The sequence below is a fragment of the Ralstonia sp. 22111 genome (assembly GCF_052045895.1).
Lineage (GTDB): Bacteria > Pseudomonadota > Gammaproteobacteria > Burkholderiales > Burkholderiaceae > Ralstonia > Ralstonia wenshanensis.
In genome coordinates, this window is the sequence record NZ_JBQEPR010000003.1 from 394,520 (window position 1) to 415,118 (window position 20,599).

At 63.5% G+C, this 20,599-nt stretch carries 18 protein-coding genes; 2 read left to right on the top strand and 16 right to left on the bottom strand.

The window, feature by feature from the left end:
• Nucleotides 1-212: 212 nt before the first annotated feature.
• From ACTJK4_RS10750 to ACTJK4_RS10825, 16 genes are all read right to left on the bottom strand, one after another.
• A complete protein-coding gene (locus ACTJK4_RS10750) occupies nt 213-1,382 on the bottom strand; it encodes an efflux RND transporter periplasmic adaptor subunit (protein WP_440817910.1) in 1,170 nt (389 codons plus the stop codon).
• Entirely contained in the window at nt 1,379-3,748 is a 2,370-nt protein-coding gene (locus tag ACTJK4_RS10755) for an ABC transporter permease (RefSeq protein WP_414562207.1), read from the bottom strand. Before ACTJK4_RS10755 ends, ACTJK4_RS10750 begins: the two co-directional genes overlap by 4 nt.
• Nucleotides 3,742-4,446, bottom strand: a complete 705-nt coding sequence (locus tag ACTJK4_RS10760) for an ABC transporter ATP-binding protein (RefSeq protein WP_232039484.1) — start codon at nt 4,444-4,446, stop codon at nt 3,742-3,744. Before ACTJK4_RS10760 ends, ACTJK4_RS10755 begins: the two co-directional genes overlap by 7 nt.
• A gap of 14 nt (nt 4,447-4,460) precedes the next feature.
• Entirely contained in the window at nt 4,461-4,751 is a 291-nt protein-coding gene (locus ACTJK4_RS10765; RefSeq protein WP_232039483.1) for a hypothetical protein, read from the bottom strand.
• Nucleotides 4,752-4,961: 210 nt separating this feature from the next.
• Nucleotides 4,962-5,606 (bottom strand): hypothetical protein, encoded by a 645-nt coding sequence (locus ACTJK4_RS10770; protein ID WP_232039482.1) that lies wholly within the window; start codon nt 5,604-5,606, stop codon nt 4,962-4,964.
• Nucleotides 5,607-5,611: 5 nt separating this feature from the next.
• Entirely contained in the window at nt 5,612-7,903 is a 2,292-nt protein-coding gene (locus ACTJK4_RS10775) for a heavy metal translocating P-type ATPase (protein ID WP_440817911.1), read from the bottom strand.
• A 35-nt stretch (nt 7,904-7,938) separates the two neighbouring features.
• A complete protein-coding gene (locus ACTJK4_RS10780; RefSeq protein WP_260801697.1) occupies nt 7,939-8,463 on the bottom strand; it encodes a cytochrome b in 525 nt (174 codons plus the stop codon).
• Between the two features lie 45 nt (nt 8,464-8,508).
• Nucleotides 8,509-9,765, bottom strand: coding sequence for a TolC family protein (locus ACTJK4_RS10785; RefSeq protein ID WP_440817912.1), 1,257 nt, complete (start codon nt 9,763-9,765; stop codon nt 8,509-8,511).
• On the bottom strand, nt 9,762-12,875 hold the full coding sequence (locus ACTJK4_RS10790) for an efflux RND transporter permease subunit (RefSeq protein ID WP_440817913.1): 3,114 nt from the start codon (nt 12,873-12,875) through the stop codon (nt 9,762-9,764). The genes ACTJK4_RS10785 and ACTJK4_RS10790 overlap by 4 nt, the downstream gene beginning before the upstream one ends.
• A complete protein-coding gene (locus ACTJK4_RS10795; RefSeq protein ID WP_440817914.1) occupies nt 12,875-13,960 on the bottom strand; it encodes an efflux RND transporter periplasmic adaptor subunit in 1,086 nt (361 codons plus the stop codon). The genes ACTJK4_RS10790 and ACTJK4_RS10795 overlap by 1 nt, the downstream gene beginning before the upstream one ends.
• A 298-nt stretch (nt 13,961-14,258) precedes the next feature.
• Nucleotides 14,259-14,693, bottom strand: coding sequence for a hypothetical protein (locus tag ACTJK4_RS10800; protein WP_316871006.1), 435 nt, complete (start codon nt 14,691-14,693; stop codon nt 14,259-14,261).
• Between the two features lie 105 nt (nt 14,694-14,798).
• Nucleotides 14,799-16,346 carry a thymidine phosphorylase family protein gene (locus tag ACTJK4_RS10805; protein ID WP_316871007.1) on the bottom strand — a complete coding sequence of 516 codons (1,548 nt, stop codon included), beginning with the start codon at nt 16,344-16,346 and terminating at the stop codon, nt 14,799-14,801.
• Nucleotides 16,347-16,356: 10 nt separating this feature from the next.
• Nucleotides 16,357-16,635 carry a DUF1488 domain-containing protein gene (locus ACTJK4_RS10810; protein WP_232039474.1) on the bottom strand — a complete coding sequence of 93 codons (279 nt, stop codon included), beginning with the start codon at nt 16,633-16,635 and terminating at the stop codon, nt 16,357-16,359.
• Between the two features lie 29 nt (nt 16,636-16,664).
• Nucleotides 16,665-17,606, bottom strand: a complete 942-nt coding sequence (locus ACTJK4_RS10815) for a ribose-phosphate pyrophosphokinase (RefSeq protein ID WP_440817915.1) — start codon at nt 17,604-17,606, stop codon at nt 16,665-16,667.
• A complete protein-coding gene (locus tag ACTJK4_RS10820; protein WP_232039472.1) occupies nt 17,603-18,967 on the bottom strand; it encodes an MBL fold metallo-hydrolase RNA specificity domain-containing protein in 1,365 nt (454 codons plus the stop codon). The genes ACTJK4_RS10815 and ACTJK4_RS10820 overlap by 4 nt, the downstream gene beginning before the upstream one ends.
• 17 nt (nt 18,968-18,984) lie before the next feature.
• A complete protein-coding gene (locus tag ACTJK4_RS10825; protein ID WP_232039471.1) occupies nt 18,985-19,407 on the bottom strand; it encodes an Hsp20/alpha crystallin family protein in 423 nt (140 codons plus the stop codon).
• Between the two features lie 338 nt (nt 19,408-19,745).
• Between ACTJK4_RS10825 and ACTJK4_RS10830 the strand changes: the two genes are divergently transcribed.
• Together ACTJK4_RS10830 and ACTJK4_RS10835 are read left to right on the top strand one after the other, a co-directional pair.
• A complete protein-coding gene (locus ACTJK4_RS10830; protein WP_316871010.1) occupies nt 19,746-20,246 on the top strand; it encodes a lecithin retinol acyltransferase family protein in 501 nt (166 codons plus the stop codon).
• A 14-nt stretch (nt 20,247-20,260) separates the two neighbouring features.
• Nucleotides 20,261-20,482, top strand: coding sequence for a hypothetical protein (locus ACTJK4_RS10835; protein ID WP_232039469.1), 222 nt, complete (start codon nt 20,261-20,263; stop codon nt 20,480-20,482).
• Nucleotides 20,483-20,599 lie beyond the last annotated feature (117 nt).

The window sequence follows — 20,599 nt, forward strand, 5'->3', positions numbered from 1 at the left end:
CCTTGGGCTGCCTCCCACGATGATCGAGCGGTTCCGGGGCGCCTTACGGGTATGGGTTATGACGATCGACTCGTGACTGAGTGTTATCGCGCGAGCAGAATTGAATCGCCCGGATCTCAGTAGACACACGCCGGCCTCGCCAGCCTGCTCTTACGACATTGAAGCGACCGCGCGTGGCATCTGCCCCGGGACACAGTGGGTGTTCAGATAGCCTATTTCAGGGCGCGCACGCTCATGCCGTCGCTGAGCGTGGTTGGTGGATACATGACCACAGTGTCGTGGTCTTGAAGCCCGTCGAGTATCTGGGCTTCTTCCGCGTTGCGCTGTCCGATCTGAATGGTTCGCTGGACAGCCTTTCCATTGTTGACGATGAACGTGCACCAGTGGTCGGCACAGCGGAATAACGCGCCGATCGGTAGCTTGAGTACATCAGGCTGGTCCGAGATGACAATGCGGCCTTGCACGCGGTACCCATCGTTCAATCTTCCTGGTGGGTCCACAAGGTCCGCGACAATATGGACGCGCTGCTCTTCGACCCCCAGCGCCGACACCTTGGTAAACGCCCCCGGACCGACTGTCCTGACTACCGCGTTGACCGCCAGCGGACCGCCCCACTCCACTACCGATACACGCATGCCTGGACTGATCTTGACAGCATCGGACGACAGCACGTCGACGACCAGTTCATAGCGCGAAGGGTCAGCTAAGACCATGAGGGCCGTACCTGCAAGCACGACGCGTTCGCTTTGCTGTTCGATTCGTAGCAGCACCGAGTTGGCCGGTGCACGCACCTCGACAGGTTGCCCTGCTTCCAACGCCTTCAGATTCGCCATCGCGACGCGCACATCGGCCGCGGCCGACGTCTCCCTTGCGCGTGCGGCCGACAGATCGCTGGCGCTCGAGGCGGACATGGTCCGCATCTGCTCCACTTCCTGCCTCGACATGGCGCCGCTGCTCAGAAGCGTTTCGCCCCGGGCCAGGTCCCGGCGGGCTTGTTCGTAGTCCGCCCTGGCATGAGCGGCGCGCGCCTGCGCCTCTCGGAAAATTGCCTCTGCCGCATCAACCCGTGCGCGTTGCGAAGCCCGCTCCCCGGGCGTCATCGGCACCGGTACCAGGGCGGCGATCACCTGCCCATCTTTGATCTGATCGCCCTCATGCAGCTCAACCCGAAGCAGCCGGCCTGTGATCGGCGCCGTGATGACGTAACGATCATGCGCGCGGATCTCCCCGTCTTCGTCAATGGTGACTTGCAGCGGACCACGAGTGACGCGCCCCGTGTCCACTGCCGCAGGCGCCGGCCAGAGCGCGTACGTGAGCGTCATTGCCAGCGCAAGCGCGGCACCCGCAAGAGCCAGGGACTTTCGCACAGCGCCGCGCTTCATGATTCTCTTGCCTTGAGGACGGCGACGATATCCAGCCGTCTGATCTTGGCCGCCACCAACAGGCCTGAACACACCACCGCCCCACCGGCTACAAGGAATGCGTAAGCGAAGGTCGCCGCATGAACCACAAGCGGAAGCCGGTACAAGTCAGTTGCCAGCCGAGTCGAGAGCAGCCCGCATATGCCGTAGCCAAGAAGGAGCCCGGCTGGCAGCGCTATGGCGGTGAGCACAAACTGCTCGCCAAGGAGAATCCAAGCGACTTCGGTCTGCGTGAACCCGAGCACGCGAAGGGAGGCCAACTGCTGAACACGTTCCGAGTAAGCGATGCGCATGCCATTGAACGCGACACCAAACGCAATCACACAGGCAAAGGCGAAGTTGATGGACGTGGATAGACGAACGCTTTCGTCCATGATCTTACGAAAGCTGGCGATGACGGCCTGGCGAACCGCCACTGCATTGACCGACGGCAGCCGCTTGAGCGTCGCATACAGATGTGCAGACGCGTGCTGATCGACAGACAGCCTCGCCCCTGACCAGTTTCCGCTCTCCCCCAGGAGTTTCGCCAGTGCCGTCTGGTCCATGTAGGCCGCGACGCCCACCAGATCGCCCGACAGCTGCATCAACGTGACTTGTCTGGTTTGGCGCTCGCCTTCAAGCACTTCAACGGTGACCGGATCACCGGGTTTTATGCCGAGGACGGCGGCAAGTCTGGCCGAAACCACCAAGCCATCCGGGGGCATGTGCAGCGGTCTGCCCCCTTCATCAACCAGCCTGTGCAGAGCTGCCTTCGGAGCGATCCCGCTCAGCGAGACCCGCCGAGACCGATACCCAGCGGATAGCCTGACCGGCACATCGCGAAACCCCTCGACCTTCAGCACACCAGGCAGACGTTCGATCGCGTAGACGGCGCGGTGAGATAACGGCTGAGAAAAGGCCACCGTCACATCCTGTCGCTCGATTTGCTGAAACTGAGTATCGAAAAGGAAATCGATGGAGTCGAAGAAAAACCCGCCAACGACGAGAATCGCACTCGCGCATGCAATGGCCAAGGAACCCAGGAGCGACTTGACGGGCTGGCGCGCGATATTGCGCGCAATCATTCGCCACACCACGCTCAGTTGCCGATAGATGCCCGCCCGCTCCACCCAGCCCACTGAAAACGCGGGCGGAACGACTGCGCGAAGGGCCTCGACAGGCATCAACCTCATGGCCTTCGCAGTGCTCGCGATGGCACCTCCGATTGCCGTTCCGAAGCTGATGAAGAACGCCCAGGTTATCGTCGAAAGATCGGCGCGAAATTCGAGGTGGGCAAGCCTGTAGTACCTGGCGTAGAGGTCTGTCAGATACGTCCCCAATGCCAACCCACCTCCAATACCGACAAGGGTCCCTGCGGCAGCAACGACGCACCCGAGTTGCAGGTAATGCAAACCGACTGAAAGGTCACTGTATCCAAACGCCTTCATCAAGCCAATCTGTGAGCGTTGTGTATCGATCAGCCGGGTCAGGACGTTCTGCAAAAGAAACATTGCGACGAGAAAAAAGATGGCCGGCACATAGGTGGCAGTTACGCGGTTCTGCGCGATCTCGTCAGTAATGAACCGATTCGATATCTGGTTTTCCCGGCTGATGGTTCCAAGTCCGCCATACGGCAGCAACGTTCTGTCGATCTGCGCGATGACGTGCGGCGCCGGCACGCTGCCATCGAGAGACAACACAAGATCATTGAAGGCGCCATCCATACGGAACGCTGCCGAAACCGCATTCGTTCCCATCCACACCACGCCGTAGTGACGGTTGTCCGGGAAGATGGAGCCCGCGCCGGCCTCGTAGACATACTCCGGTGAGATTGCAAGACCAACAATGTGCAGTCGCTTCCAGCGGCCATTCAGTATGGCGCTGAAGTATTGGCCTGCCCTCAGGCTGTTGGCATCTGCGAAAGCCGCGCTGACCAGCACTTCGTCCTCTCGGCCGGGCGAAATGTATCGGCCGCTTTGAAGATGCAGCAGGTTCAGCGCGGGCCACCCGAGTTCCGGGATCGAAACAAGGCGCGCTGTGGCCGGCTCGGAAAGGCCGGGAATATCGACCGTGACATCTGACACCACCCGCGCGTCCACATGTGCCACGCCGGGCAATGCAGCAATGCGCGAAGCCGTCTCAAGTGGTGCGCGCTTCAGGTGCACGAAGAGATCGGCAAAGCGATATGACGCGTAGTAGTCCTGCTGGGCGTTCAACAAAGCCAGATAGGTGCTGCGCATCGCAACAAACGTGGCAACTCCACATCCGACAACGAGGACTGCCGCCAAGACCTGCGCCCGCATCTGCCAGAGGTCTCGCCAGAGTAACCGGACGAGCATGGTCACCATGACAGATCTCCCACTCGGGCACGCTGGGCGTTGCGGCGTTGCTCGACAATGGTTCCGCTGCTCATCCGGACAACACGATCCGCCATGTCGGCGATGACGGCGTTGTGCGTGACGATGACGATGAGGGTGCCGAACTCGCGGTTCACCTGCTCGAGCACCTCTAGCACCAACTGACCCGTCCGAAAATCCAATGCGCCTGTCGGCTCATCGCACAGGAGGACATCTGGCCGCTTCGCGACCGCGCGGGCGATGGCAACGCGTTGCTGCTCTCCCCCCGACATCTGCGAGGGAAAGTTGTCCGCCAACGCACCGATCCCCACCCGGTTCAGGGCCTCGGTAGGGTCTAGCGGATGCTCCGCGATGTCCGTCACCAGGGCGACGTTCTCGCGAGCGGTGAGACTTGGAATCAGGTTGTAGAACTGAAAAACGAATCCGACATGCTCCCGTCGGAATCGCGTCAGGCCTCTGTCTCCGGCGTGGGAAAGATCGTGGTCTCGATACACGATGGAACCGGTCGTTGGCGTATCCAGCCCGCCCATCAGGTTGAGTAGCGTGGATTTGCCGCTGCCCGAGGCTCCGAGCAGCACAACGATCTCACCCGCCCCGAGTTGCAGGTCGACGTGTTCCAGGGCGCGCACGCTCACGCTTCCCATGGGATAGACCTTGCTGACGGCCTGAATGTTGAACACCGTTTCCACAACACACCGGTCGGCTAGGGAGGCGGGCGAGTGCGCCGCTCAGATGTTCGGCGCTGCCCTGACGGCGACGTCCAGCGTTCTGCAATTGCTCGTCCCACCTGCATGCCGGCTTCAATCGCGCCATCCACAGAATCGAAGTCTGCACAGACGTGGTGGAAGCGCTCGAGTTTTGGATACTCCAGCGCGGCGGATTTGGGTGAGCAGACAAAGCCGGTGTAGGCGTACTTGAATCCATCGCACCGTCCAACGACCGCCAAGATGTGAATAGAGCAGCCCCGGTACTGTTCAATTGCCCAGGCCGACATATCGATCTCCTGCAGAGCAGATGGAGCTGTCCTACATGCCAGCCCTATTAAGGCGCTGCCCCTCATATCTGGACGAGCTGTGCCGGGCGAAGAAGAGAGGACCAGCGCACTGATTCCTTCAGGCTACTTGCATTTGCCCGCGACGCGTTGACCTACCTCAATCAGTGCAGAAGCCAGCGCCGCTGGGGCACTCAAAGCAGTTTGACCTGCTCATCGCCCTACCCTTGTCCGTGTGTCTTTGGCCGACGATGCGATCGGTTCCGGTCGCCGCCAGCGCAGACGCTTCGTTTGCAGAAGGTACTGCCAGTCCAGTTTGGCAAACCCATAAACGAGTGCCAGAAACACGACCTGCGACACGACGAAGTACACGCCCATATACGCGCCGTCGATCTCCGTCTCCACATCCAGATAACGGGCACCAATCTGGGCAATGCGCGTCCAGGTCAGGTAGCTTATCCAGCGGCCTGCAAAGAACGGAAGTCCGATCAACCAAAGCCGCATCCCAGTCAAGCCGTAGGCTATGAAGATGTAGTTCGACGGGAACGGGCTGAACGCGTACGCGAGCATCAGTCCAACCGTCATACCTTTGCGCTCTTCAAGCCAGGAGCGCACCACATCGACGTTCTGGCGATCGGCCTCGCGCATCCAGCGATTGCGCACGAGCGTGCAAGATAGCCGCGCCAGAACCAGGCGGCCGAGTGTTGCTGCGCAAGCGGCAATGCCCGCCAGAAGCACCGGGTTGGCATCGGGCCGCGAGAAGCCGATCCATGACATCACCATCCACGTCGGCGGTGCGAACGCCGGCATCACATTCAGCAACAGGATGGTCACGAACAATGCGAGCAGGTTTGTCATGGCGATCAAACCTCCTCACCGAGTACATGGAACAGTTCGTCTTCTTGTGCGCAATGCAGCCGCAGGATGGCATCGAGCCCATACAGCAAGCGTTGCAGCTCCTGCGTTACAGCAGCATCGGGGCCGTCGGGAGAAACATCCGCCACGATCCGGCTCAACAGGTTCGTCACGCGGAATATCTCGCGATGCATGGCGCTCATCGCCGCCATCGGGTCATCTCCACCAAGCAGGCGGGCAACGTCCGGATAAAGCTGGGTATCGTCTCGGCGCTCATGCGGCACCAGAGCGTCCGCCAAGGACTGATTGAGCGATAGCAATGCGGCTTTTGCCGCGCTGCCGGCCATTTGGGGCAGGGTGTCGGCGACCACTCGGATCCGGCTCAGGATGGGTTCCAGCTCCGCGTGTTCGGCTTTGAGACGCGCGACGTCTGCAGAGACGAGTGAATGGGTTGTCTCGTCTTGTGTCGGTCGCAGGGCGCGCAACGCACTGGCGATCGCCAAGACATCAATGACCTCTTGCAGCATTGCGCCCGCCAAGGGTGGCAGTTGCCCCAGCGCTGCGACAACCATGGCGGCCAGCGACAGCGACATGCCGATCATCACGCTCTGCAGCGCGACGCGGCGTGTGCGGTGCGCTATGCGGACCGCGTCAACGAGCCGATCCAGGCGGTCCACCAACAAGACAATGTCTGCAGCTTCCGACGAGGCTGCCGCGCCGCGCGCCCCCATTGCGACGCCAATGTCTGCAGCGGCGAGCGCGGGCGCGTCGTTCACGCCATCGCCGACCATGATCACCTTGCTGTCCGCTCGGGCATTCCGAATCACCGCGAGCTTGGCCGCCGGCGACAGGGCCGCATAGACCTCCGTCACCCCCAGCATGGACGCCACGGATTCGGCAACATCTGGCCGATCCCCGGTCAACATTGCCTGTCGTGTGATGCCCTCCCGGCGCAGGAGCCGCAGCGCGCGAGGCGCCTCAAGACGGACCCGGTCAATCAACTGCAATGCACCCACCAGTTGACCGTCCGCGCCAACAAAGACGGCCGACGCACCGGCATAGCTGACGCGCTTGACGAACGCTTCTACCCAGCCCGGTACATCAGCCGAACCCAAGACATAAGGCAACGCGCCGATCGACACGACATGGCCTTCAACGCGGCCGCACACGCCGGCTCCTGGACTCTCGACCACCGCACTCGGCAGTCGCAGCGTTGCGCCCTGTTCGCGCGCCGCCTTGGCAACGGCTTCTGCCGTGACGTGATTCGATGCCTGTGCGAGGGAACCGGCCAGGCTCAGCACAACGTCGGCAGCGTACTCCGGTGCGCACTCAACGTTGACCAATCGTGCATATCCGCTGGTCAGCGTGCCGGTTTTGTCGAAGAACAGCGTGTCGGCCAACGCCAGCCTCTCCAGCGCGCCACCGCCCTTGACCAGCACGCCCCGCTTGGCGCAACGCGACAGGCCCGACACGATGGCGACAGGCACCGCCAGGATTAGCGGGCACGGCGTGGCCACGACGAGCACGGCAAGACAACGCGCCGAATCACCGGTGAGGATCCAGCTGGCCCCCGCCAGGAAAACGGCGACGCCCCCAAAGGCAAAAGCGTACCGGTCAGCCAGCCTCACGGAGGGGCTGCGTTCCGCCTGCGCCGCACTGACCAGCCGGACAACGCCCGCAAACGTGCTCCTTTCGGCAGACGCACTGGCGATCATTTCGAACGCGGCGCCTACATTCAGCACGCCGCTGCAAATGGCATCCGCCGCCAGGCGATGGCGGGTGACCGATTCTCCTGTCAATGTGGATTCATCCAGATCGGCAGGCCCGGACAAAGTGCCATCCACCGGTACGACTTCGCCGTGCCGCACCAGCAGGCGGTCACCCGCTTGCACCTGTTCCAGACCGACCTGGTGCCACTGCCCGCCGTCGAAGCGATTGGCCCGCTTGGGTGCGTGGCCCAGCAACGCAGTCATCTCGCGTTGCGCACGCGCCTGGGCAAAGTCTTCCAACGTGCGGCCCGTCGCGAGCATCAACGCAATGACCGCCGCGACCAGCACCTCGCCCGACCAGAGTGAAAAGGTGATCGCCAAGACCGCCAAAATGTCCACGCCGGCCTGCCGTCGCACCAGTGACCGAATAATCGTGACGACCAGCGCCAGCCAGTTCGGGACGATGCCAATCAACCAGAGTTGCCGCGCCAGCGCATCGGCACCGAGGTACCGTGCCCATAACCCCGCCGCCATGGTCAGCACCGACAAGGCGAGCAATGCAACGTTGGCGAGCAAGCGCGGAGAGTGCATCGTCTAGCCTCTTGTCGGCGCAGTTTTCATGTGCGCTAGATCATGCGGCGCAGCAGCCGATCCTTCAGGATGAACTCGTGCCAGAGCGCCGCGGCGGCATGCAGCCCGACCACGATATAGACGACCGTCGCGCCCGACTCATGAATTTCCTTGGCCAAGTGGGCCAACGACTTGTCCTGCGCCAACGCCAGCGTCAGATCCAGTCCGAATGGTTGAATCGGCTTACCTGCCAAAGCCAGTGCCAGCACGCCCAAAACGGGCATGCCGACCATCAGGGCATAGAGCGCGCCGTGCGTGAGTCGCGCTACAAGCTGCACCAGCGGTGTGCCCGGGACGGGAGGCGGTGCCTGCGTGCCCACCCGGGCCAGCAGACGCAACACCATCAGGGCGAACACGGAGAGCCCCGCTGTCTGATGGAGCATGAACAGAGCGGCACGCTCGGTGCTGCCTTTCGGGAAGAAATCCATGATTTCGATGGCGACGACGGCGATCGACACCGCCAGAACCACGAGCCAATGGAGCGAGCGCATGGTGAGGGAGTATTTCGGTTCGGATTGCATAGCGTTATCCAGAATGTGTTGAGTGAGGGGTAAGGCTGGAGCAGGTCAATCGTCAAAGTCCCACATCCGGTGCAGATCGAGCTTGAGGCGGCTGTCTGCCTCGAGCAGGTCGACACGGGCGAGCCGCTCGGCCAGCAGGGCCTCCGCTAGACTACGGCGCGTTGCCAGTAGTTCAGTCAAGCCCGACTCACCTGCGCGATATGAACGCGTTGCCCTGTCGGATGCGCTTTTTTGCAGCGTAACCGCTTCCATCTGGGCTTGCGCGCTCGCCCGTTTGCCTTGCAAGTTGCCATAGAGCACGTCGAATTCGGCACCCAGCCGACGCTCGGAACCCAATCTGCGCCGGGCAGCCGCTTCCGCTTCGGCAGCAGCCGCCAGCGCCGCAGAGCGACGATGCACTGAACCGATCGGCATGGCAACGCTCACGCCCATGATGCGTTCGGCACCGCCGCGCTCCACCGTCACGAACATCCCGACGGTGGGGTCAGGCCGACGCTCCAGATCTGCGCGCTTGGCCATTTGCTGCGCCTGAACCTCTTCTGCCATGGCGAGACGGTATTCGTGGCTGTCTTGAATGTACTGGGTACGCAATCGATCGGGTGGTTCTTGCGGCAATGGGGGCAGCACAGTATCGGCGCTAAACGAGGGTTGACCTAACCCCGGAAACCGTGCCCGAAGCTCTGCCTGCGCCGTCTGTTCCGCCGCCACGGCAGTCGCCAGCGCAGCTTCCGTGCGCGCCCGATCGGCGGCGGCCAGCTCCGCATCCAGGCGAGAGGCATCGCCCAATTGCACCCTTCGGGCAGTGAGCGCGGCCAGGTCGGCGGCCGCTTTGGCATTCTCCTGCGCTGCCTGGCGTGCCTGCCCCGCACGCACGGCGCCAAACCAGAGGGCCAGAATCTGGCGCGATGCTTCGTGGCGCGCATCCTTGACAGCCAACTGCCCAGCCTCAGCGGCGGCATCGGCAAGCTGCACATCGGCTTGCGCTTTGCCCCAAAGCCGCAATGGACGCTCCACCGCAATCTGCCCTTCGGCATGGCGCTCGGAGGGATCGCGCACCTGGCGCCCTTGGCCAATTGCACGGACCACGGTTTCCGCCGTGCCGGCGCGAATGCCATCAGCCCGAGCCAGTACGGCGTCGCGGCGGGCCTCTGCCGTCAGCACGTCGGGCGACTGTGCGACGGCCTCGCGCACTGCGCTCTCAGCCGGCAGATAGGTCGGCGAGATTTGCGCTTGCGCGGCGGGGCTGCAAAGCAGCATCGTGCTCGCTCCCGCCAATACGATGCGAAACAGATCCAACCTCATTGCGAATCTCCCTGCCCAGCGGCCGCACGCGGCCGAGGCAACCCAAAACGTTCAAACAGCAGGGGCAGAAGAAGCAGCGTCAGCGCGGTCGAAGAAATGAGCCCGCCCGATACCACGATCGCCAGCGGCCGCTGAATCTCTGACCCCGGCCCGCTGGCCAGCAGTAGCGGAATCATCCCCAGTGCGGTAATGCAGGCCGTCATCAGGACGGGCCGCAGGCGGTCGCGCACGCCATCGCGCACGGCTTCCGTCATGCCCATGCCGGACTCAAGCAGCGTGTTGAAGTGCGACACCAGCACCACACCGTTGAGCACCGCGATCCCGAGCAAGGCGATAAAGCCAACGGAGGCGGGCACCGACAGGTACTCGCCCGAGATCCGCAACGCCGCAATGCCGCCCACGAGCGCAAACGGAATGTTGGCAACCACCAGCACCGCCTGCCGCACCGAGCGGAACGTCAACATCAGCAAGAGAAAGATTGCGCCAAGGGCCAACGGGACAACCAACGCAAGGCGCGCCGCGGCGCGTTGCTGGTTCTCGAACTGGCCGCCCCACACCACGCGCAATCCTTTTGGCAACGTGCCAATACCGCCGACGGCTGCCTGGGCTTCCTGCACGAAACCCGCCAGGTCCCGACCATCGACATTGGCCTGGATCACGGCAAACCGGGCGCCGTCTTCGTGGTTGATGCGCACGGGCCCATCCACGCGTTCGATGCGCGCCAGAGAGGTGAGCGGCCAGACTTTGCCGTCGGGTGCCGTTACCAGAAGGTTGGTCAGGTTTTCGGGTGCCTGCCGCAAGCCTGCTCCGCCACGCAAGATGAGCGGCGTACGGACGATGCCCTCGGGCACCACGCCAACCCGGTCGCCCTCGATCAGGGCGCGCAGTTGCGCCTGGAGGGCGTCGCCGGAGAAGCCGGCCTGACCCACCGCAGCGCGGTCCAGCGACACTTTCAGGTACTGCACGCCGCTGTTGCTGGGCGCAATGACCTCCGCCGCCCCCGGGATGGTGCGGACCTTGGCAGCAATGGCCTGCGCGGCTGCATCGATGGCGGCAAGGTCGCTGCCAAACAGCTTGATGGCAACGTCGCCGCGTGTGCCGGTCAGCATCTCGGAGACACGCATCTCAATGGGCTGCGTGAAGCCGTAGATCACGCCCGGGAACCGCTCCATCACGCGCCGGATCGCAATCGCGATGTCTTCCTTGGTGCCGCGCCACTGATCCTTGGGCTTGAGCACCAGGAAGGTATCGGTTTCGTTCAGCCCCATCGGGTCCAGGCCGAGATCATCGGAGCCTGAGCGCGCAACGATCGAGCGTATTTCCGGCACCTCCTTGAGCAGCGCCTGCTGCACGCGCTGGTCCATGTCGAGCGACGCCGCAAGCGAAACGGACGGTGCTTTCTGCAACTGCACGATCAGATCGCCCTCGTCCATCGTCGGCATGAACGTCTTGCCGACCGACATGTACAACACCACGGCCAGCGCCAACGCCGCCCCCGCCAGGCCGAACACCGTGCGGCGATGGGTTGTCGTCCATGCCTGGATTCGCGCAAAGCCGGCCGCGACCTTGCGCATCAGCCAGGGCGGCTCGTCTGCATGCGCCAGCAGGAGCAACGACGCGAGCGCCGGGACCACCGTAAAGGCAATCACCACGGACGAGGCCAGCGCCAGCACGATGGTGAGCGCCACCGGCCCAAAGAGCTTGCCCTCCAGGCCTTGCAGTGACAGCAGCGGCAGGAACACGATGGCAATGATCGACACGCCCGACAGCATGGGTACTGCTACCGTTGCCACTGCATGGCGGATGACCGCACCGCGCAGCGCCGGATCGGTCTTGTGGTCTTGCGCGCGCGCCATGGCCGTCTCGATGTTCTCGACTACGACGACCGCGGCGTCGACGAGCATGCCCAGTGCAATAGCCAGGCCGCCGAGGCTCATCAGGTTGGCCGTCAGGCCCACATAGCGCATCAGGAGGAAGGTGGCGAGCATCGACAGCGGCAGTGTGGCCGCCACGACCAGGGCCGCCCGCACACCGCCCAGGAACAGGTACAACGTGATGACCACCAGCACGCTGGCCTCAATCAGGGCTCGCACCACGGTATTGGCCGCACGGGTGACCAGCTCGCCGCGGTTGTAGAAGACGTGCGTCGACATGCCCTTCGGCAACTGGGGGCCTAGCGCATCCAGCCGCGCCTGCACCGCCTCGACCAGCTTGCGGGCATCGCTGCCGCGCAGGCCCAGCACCAGCCCTTCAACCGCTTCGCCGTTGCCGTCTTTGCTGACAGCGCCGTTGCGGGTGGCCTCGCCCAGCCGCACGGTCGCGACATCGCCGACCGTGACCGCAGGGGCGGAACTCGCGCTTTGCGCCGGCACTACGACAATCGCACGCAAATCATCCAGCCCGCGTATGCCACCCTCCACGCGCACGACCCAGTGCTCGTCTCCGCGGTCCAGCCGCCCTGCCCCGTCGTTGCGATTGTTGGCATCCAGCGCCTGACGCAGTTGCTCAAGGGTGACGGCGCGGGCGCGCAAGCGGGCCGGGTCCGGTGTGACCTCATAGCTGCGCACCTCGCCGCCGAGGGCGTTGACGTCGGCCACGCCCGCCACGGTGCGCAGCGCTGGACGGATCACCCAGTCCAGCACACGGCGCCGTTCGGCCAAGGAATAGCCATCGCCCTCCACCGTGAACATGAACATCTCGCCCAACGGCGTGGTGATGGGCGCCAGACCGCCTACGGCGGTCGATGGCAGATCGCGCGCCAAGCCGGCCAGGCGTTCCGACACCTGCTGGCGCGCCCAGTAGACGTCCACCCCCTCTTCAAAATCGACAGTCACATCGCTGATGCCGTATTTGGACACCGAGCGCACGATCGTCTTGTGCGGCAGGCCGAGCAGCTCCTGCTCGATGGGCGTGGAGACCCGCTGTTCGACCTCCTCCGGGGTCATGCCCGGCACCTTCAGCACGACCTTGACCTGCGTCGGCGAGATATCGGGAAACGCATCGATCGGCAGGTTCAGATACGCCCACACGCCGGCCACCGCGAGCACGCCAGCGGCGATCAGCACCAGCACGCGCTGGCGCAAAGAGAACTCAATGAGGCGGGGCAGCATTACTGTTCTCCCGCCAGCAAGCCCTTGAGCGCACCGACACCTGTTACCGCCACGCGTGTACCCGCTGGCAGGTTTGCCCGCACGACGGCGATGGCGTCGTCTGTACTGCCAACGGTGACATCCTGGAAGCGGAAACCCTTATCGGTTGCGACGAATACACCCGGCACGCCTCGCACGTAGACCAACGCGGCCACAGGAACCCGCAGCAGGCCCGGAGCGTTTGCATTGGCCGCACTGCGCAGCTTGAGCGTGACATTGACGCTCTCCCCTGCGCGCAGGTCCCCACGTCGCTCCAGCGACGCGTGCACACGCACACCCGCTGTGCCATCACCGGAAGGCGCGACACCAATGACGGTGCCGCCCGCGCCGCGTTGTGCGATTTCGACGTGGTCGCCTGTGGCCGGCACAGGTATGTCGCGGCCAACGAGCAGGTCCAGCTCCAGAGCCGCCGGGTCAACAATCCTGAACAGCGGTGCCGCAGCTTCTACTCGTGCCCCCGGAACGGCATTCACTTCGGATACCACACCGCCACGGCTGGCCACCAGTTGCGCCTCACCGGCGGGGCCGCTGAATGCGATGCCGGAGGACGCCAGCTCTGCCCGGCGCGCCTTCACCATGGCGCCGGCTTCAGCGGCCCGCGCCTGCGTTGCCTGCCAGCGGCTTGCTGCGATGATGCCGTCGTCGTACAGCGCCTTGTCGCGCGCGAGCGACTGCTGCGCGAGCCGCGCCTGCGAGTTGGCTTCCGTCAGTGCGCGGCTGGTTTCGAAGAGCTGCGGGCTCAGAAAACCCGCCAACGGCTGGCCCGCCCGGACGGTTTGCCCGATCGACACCAACACCCGGGGCACCATGCCCGCGTACGGTGCCGCCACCACATACTGCGCATCCGGCTTGAAGACGACACGTGCATGCGTGCCAACCTCCAACCCTGAAGAAGCGGCGACCGGGCTGAAACGCACGCCGAGGGAGCGCGCCTGCTCCGCCGATAGCGGCACCACCTGGGCGCCTGCTTGGGCAGCGGCCTGCTCAAGAGGAAACGCGATCAGCGCTACACACGCACTGGCCGCGACGATTCGTTTGAAAGACATGCCTGACTCCAATCCTCGGAGGCAACGCCACGGACGCTGCCTCTGATTGCCGCGCATACGCGAGCGACCTAAAGACCAACCGTCGCCCAGCATTTCCATGCGGCGCGAACGACAAACTCTTACGATGGATGGCCGATGGGGAGTGGAGTTGCTACCACCGCGTAGCGTCAGGCGTGCGCCATGCGTCAGAAGACAACACTTCTGACGCATTCATCATCGCCAATGCAGACACGAGGGGCTTGTTGCAAGTCAACAAGTTGCGGAGCAACGCGCTCGTCGGCCGTCAACCGGGTACGGATCAGAGCTGCGGCGGAGGCGCCTGTGCAGGAGGTGGCCGATTGATGCGATCGCGCCAGCGCGCTCGAACGGGCGTTGGCCGATAGGCAGAACGCAATACTGCGGCGAGAGCAAGCGCCGCAAGCAGGAGGAACGTCAGCGCGGATACCCCCGGCGCCGTCGCTGCCCAAAGAAATGCACCCAGATCCGCAGGGCCAATGGCGGGCTCGACGTCTACCTCAAAGGGTTCCTGGCTCGTCAATGCCCAGTCATGACGACCGGCCCCGGCCGATTCCTCAATGAGAGGACGCTGGGCAAACGCTGCGGATTGGAAATGAGAATCAACTGCGGCAGGAACCGCGGTATGCACGTGCAGGCCAAATTGTTTCGGTGTTCCGAGATGGCCGTGCAGAAGCGGGCTTAGCAGCTGCATCAACACGATGGTCAACAACAGCATTGCCCGAAGCGAGATGCTTGCGGTCGCACGTGGCATGGCCGAATTGTAACGCAATGTGCCCTTCGTTTGGCGCAGCTTCCCGGCGAAAGTCTGGCTAGCTTGATGTCAGCCCGCGCCCACCGGTGACAGGCCCACCACAGCATGCGCCAACGCATATGCCGACGAATACTCCAGTTCGCCCGAGGCTTGCGCGTGAATCGTAAACAACGGTTGTCCGACATTCACCTGATCGCGCAGTCGCACATGCATCTGCACGCCCGCAACTTGACGCATCGGTGCGCCCGCAAGTTTGGCGATGCGGGCAAGGTGGCGGTTGTCGATGTTCGTGACGACGCCATGTTGCTCGGCAACGACGTCGCGGCGGAAGACGGCTTCCCCGGGGATGCGCAAGCCTCCCTGCGCCTCGCAAATCGCTTCGAACTTCCGCCATGCGGCTCCGCTATCCAGCAGGCCGGTTGCCATGTCCAGCCCCGTTCCGGCCGCAGCGGCGCCGCAAAACTCCAGCAATGCGCCGGCGAGCAACAACGACCGTTCCCGCAAGTCGAACGGCGCCGTAGGGGAACGCTGCAGCACGGCCAGAACGTCTCTTGCCTCCAGCGCGGGGCCGATTCCACGTCCAACGGGCTGTGCGCCATCCGTGCGCACCATCAACACCTGCACACCAAACGCATGGGCCACGCGCTTGAGCAGCATTTCAAGGCGTTCGAGGTCTTCGACACAGCGGACTTTGGCCGTCGGCCCCACAGGCACGTCGATCAACACATGGGTGGACCCGGCCGCGATCTTCTTCGAAAGAATGGATGCCACCAACTGCGCATCGCTGTCGACATCGAGCGCCCTTTCCACGCGAATCAGCACATCGTCCGCCGGGCTCAGGCTCAACGCCCCGCCCCATGCCAGCGATGCCCCAACCTCCCCCACAACGCATCGCAGCTCCGCAGCGGTCAGATTCACGCGGGTGAGCGTTTCCATCATGTCGGCGGTGCCTGCCGGCGACGTGATGGCGCGTGATGAGGTTTTGGGCAACAGCAGCCCAGCCGCTGCACAAATGGCCACGACAATGGGGCTGGTGCGATTGCCGGGAAGACCGCCTACGCAGTGCTTGTCCGCCACGACCGCGCGATCCCACTGCAGCCGCTCGCCGGAGTCGACCATCGCTTGCGTGAGGTCGATGGTCTCCTTGATGGTCATGCGGCCCGCTGCACAAGCGCTCAGGAAAGCTGCGATATGGACATCCGCATAGCGTTCGTTCGAGATGTCGGCAATGATCTCCTGCAACTGCTTTGCGTCGAGATGCCCCCCGTAGATCTTCGCCCGCAGTGCCCGCAGCGACTCAAGCGACGGCGCATGCCTGACGCAGACCTCATCCCCTGGGCGCGCCATCAACGCATCGACCGCAGCGGCTGAGAGACTCACTTCATGCCTCTCTAGCAGCCCAGATCCGACCAGGTTGAGCGTGGCGATGGTCGATCGCTGCCCGATCTCGACCTCCACACGCGCCTGTGCGGCAAAGCCTTCCGACCGGCAGATCGCGCTGTCCGGGTGCATGTAGATAACGTGCTCTTGCCACGTATCGATGCCAAGCGCCTTGAACCTGAGGCATCCCGGCGGCACGACGGGTGCGTCAGCCGTGGGCACGGAGAGGGTGCTCATGACATGCGCGTCAGCTGGCGAAGCGGAAGTGCCCGCTGTGTAGCGTGATCTCTTTGGAACCTGTCTGCTCGAACAGCATGCGCGCGACGTCTTCGATATCGCCGCGGTGCGCTTTGAATGCGCTGAGCAGATCGTCCGACCGGCAGGACAGCGCGCCAAAGTGGTCTTCAAGAGCCTCCGCCGTGATTGCATAGCTTGCGGAACTGCCATCGACCGACGCGCGGCATTGCAGACGCGGCCCTGCGGCGCAGTATGTCGGCTCGTCAGGCAGGAACCTGATCTCTTTCATGATGGCCTCCAGATACGAAAGTGCCCTGGTCAAACAAGCACCTGCTTGCCCGAAGGCAGGGGTAAATCGAACATGCTTGAAACGGCGTCAACCAGCGGCCCTGTGAGGGCAATCTCGTTCGAGGGGTGCGGGATGGTGTCGCACGTCACGATCTCTGCGCTCACCGCGCAGAGCTGGCTATACGCGTCGGCGGCAAACACAGCGTGCACGCCGACGCAAACCGGCTGCGGTTTGCCCGCACGCTGCAGCAAGCTTGCTGCGGCGAGCATCGTGCGCCCCGTTGAGATGATGTCGTCGACCAGCACGGGCGCACACCCCGGTGGAATGTTTGGCAAATCCGCAATTTCCACGTGCCATGCGCTGTGTCGCGTTTTGGTCAATGCCGCCCATGGAGCCTGGCAAAGGCCAGCTACATGCTCGACCCACTGCCTGCTTTCGTCGTCGGGCCCGATCAGGAACGGTGCCTTTACGTGAGTCTGGATCCATGCGGCGATGGCAGGCGCGGCTTCGACGGCCACGGTCGGCATGCGATAGACACTCGATAAATGTGAAATGCGATGCAAATGCGGATCCACCGTGACAAGCCAGTCGAACACCGGATTCAGCAAGGCGGCAAAGTGCTCTGCTGCGCGAATCTCGCCGGCTTTGAAGATGACGTCCTGCCGCATGTACGCCAAGTACGGCGCGATCAATCCAACACGGCGCGCCCCGCCCTGGCGTGCGGCAATCGCCAGCCAGAGCAGCGGTAACAGCTTCTCGTCCGGATGATCGAGCGTGCAGACGATGGCCACCTCTGCGCCTTGCACGGGTGTGTAAAGCCGAACGTAGGACTCGCCGTCCGGAAAGTGGCTCACGGCCGCATGGCCCAACTCGGCGCTCAGCGGTGTGGCAAGGCGCATGGTGGCAGCTTCGCAGCCCGGCATGGCAATCAGCACGCGCTGCGGGTCCAGACCAACGACCGGCGCGGTCATGCACCCTCCAGATCGTAGGACTGGCGATACTCCGGCATGCGGACTGACCACTGCAGTTCGTGCTCGATGCGCTGGCGCAGGGCGTCGCTGGCGGCGGGCTCTCCATGCACGATGAAGGTCTGCCGTGGCGGCCGCGTGAAGCCCCTTAGCCAAGTCATCAGTTCATCGACATCCGCGTGGGCGGACAGATTCTGAATCTGTTCAACCGAGGCGCGGATGGCGACCTCACGTCCGTGCACCCGCAATGCCCGTTGACCGGCCAGCAGCGCCGCGCCACGTGTGCCGGCCGCCTGGAACCCCGACATCAGGATGGCGTTGCGCTTGCCGCCGCCAAAGCTCTTGAGGTGATGCAGCACACGGCCGCCCGTTGCCATGCCGCTTGCCGCAAGGATGATCTTAGGTGCGCGATCGCTCCCCAAATGCCTCGACTGTTCAGGGCTCTGCACCGGAATGGCCAACGCACAGGCGGCCTGGCAGTCGGCAGCCCCGATATGCAAATCGTCAACATGATGTGCAAACACCCCGGTCGCCAGTTCGGCCATCGGGCTGTCAAGGTAGATCGGCACATGCGGGATCCGATGTTCGCGGATCAGCGTGTAGAGGCAGTACAACAGCTCTTGCGTACGCCCCACCGCAAAGGCAGGGATCAGCAGCGTGCCGCCCTGCCCGATTGTCCGCTGCACAACCTGCTGCAACGCATCGAGCGGATCCCCCGCCGGATGCACGCGATCCCCATAGGTGGATTCCACCAGCAAGGTATCGGCTTCCGCAATGGGCTCGGGTGGCCGCATGACAGGATCGACCTGCCGCCCCAGATCGCCAGAAAAGACGATGCGACGGCCCTCGGCCAGCAATGTCGCCGTGGCCGCGCCAATGATGTGTCCTGCACGGTGGAACTCCGCTTCCACGCCCTCGGCAACGGGAAAGCGCTCGCCATAAGCGACGGGATGCAGACGGCGCAATGCCCTGGCAGCATCCTTTTCATCGTAGAGCGGCAAGGCGGGATGATGGCGCGAGAACCCCTCGGCGTTGGCGTACTGGGCGTCCTCCTGCGCAAGCCGAGCGCTGTCAGGCAGCAGGATGTTGCACAGTTCGGCCGTACCTTTCGTGCAATAGACGGGGCCATGAAACCCATTGCGGACCAACAGCGGCAGGTAGCCGCTGTGGTCGATGTGCGCATGCGTGAGCACGACGGCATCGATGTGGTGCGGGTTGACGGCGAGCTTGTCCCAGTTCCGCAGGCGCAATGACTTGTAGCCCTGAAACAGCCCGCAGTCGACCATGACACGGCGCCCGCCGGTCTCAAGCACGTACTTGGAGCCCGTCACCGTGTCGGTGGCGCCGAGAAATTGCAGCCGCATGCGATCGCCCCTGCTGCTCAGCGAATCGTCACGCGCTGCTGCGGTGACGCTTCCTTCTTGGGCAGCGTCACGCGCAGCAGTCCGTTCTCGTACGTCGCATCGACCTTGCTTTCATCGACTGCCGCATCGAGCGTGAACATGCGCTGCATCGATCCGCTGTAGCGTTCACTGCGGATGATGCGTTCGCCTTCCTTCTCCTCGGAACTGCGCTCTACCTTGGCCGAGATCATGACCGTGCCGCGATCGACCGTCACGTCGATGTCTTCCTTCTTCGCACCCGGTATTTCAGCGACAACGCTGTATGCCTTATCCGACTCGGTTACGTCTACCTTGAATGGCAGCGCGCCATCCATGCTGCCGCGAAATGAGCGCAAAAGCCCTTGGAAGATATCGCCCACCGGCTCGATGGCGAACGGGTCATAACGCTTGAGTTGACTCATGACTGCCTCCTGATGATTCGACCCCGGGAGGATTGGGGCCAACAAATTCATCGTGGCACGGCGGTGCCGGAGCGCCTTGCGGCAGATCAACGGCGGCGCACTGTGGCCGCCGCACAGGCGCGGTGGGATTCGTACCCCGCACATCGCTTCAGAGGTGCCGGCTGCCTTGTCAGGCTTTCCTGACATGAACACCTGCAGCTCCGACAGCATTCTCAGCACAGCCTGCATGACGCCGGCGAGCACGCTGCCAATACTGATGACACGCCAACGAGCAACGCAGCGTCTTGTCGAACCGCCCCCGGAACCCGACAACGCCAGCCAGTACAACGGAGCGCGCCATGATCCAGAACATCGATTGCATCGCCCAATGCAATGACTCGCAAGACCTCGCCGCTTTCGATACTGTGCTCCCCGTTGGCGCACACCTCGTAGCGGGCCGTGATGGATACCAACACCACGGCATCTATGTCGGCAATGGCCAGGTGATTCACTACGCCGGCTTCTCCCGCCGCCAGCGCTGCGGGCCGGTCGAGCGCATCTCGATTGGCTGCTTTGCATGCGGCTTTGCGGTAACCATCCAGTGCGACGCCAGCCCTTGCTACGACGGCGAAGAAGTCGCCCGCCGTGCCGGTTCACGCCTGGGCGAGCGCAACTATCGGCTGCTGACCAACAACTGCGAGCATTTCTGTTCGTGGTGCCTGTTTGGAGAATGCCGCAGCGCACAGGTGGAGGCGTGCCTGAAGAGCCCCCTGCGGGCTGCGCGCACGCTGTTCAAGCTGATGCTGCTGGCACTTTCCGCCGAATGGCGCACTGCGCAGCCGCCGGCTCAGGCCGCATGAAGCCGGAGCGCACCATGCCCCAATCCGACACCTCGTTGCACGAACTGATTGCCAAGTGGTTTGGCCAGAGCGACACACCGCATCTGCGAATCACGCGCCTGCATTGCCCGGGCGTTGATTGTGGCTGCGTGCGTGCGGAGCTGACGACATCCGCCCGCCCACTTGCCATCGTCTTCTTCCGTCACCAGGCCGGTTGCTGGAGACTGTTTCCGCCATCGCGCGCACGCCGCCAATAGCCGCAACGCAAATCTTCCTGCTGCACGGCGGTGGGACTTGGCCGGTGGTTGATCCGCATCAACCGCCCTACCGGCTCAAGCACGAACATCAAGGTTCGATCGGACGTTGGTTGGCGC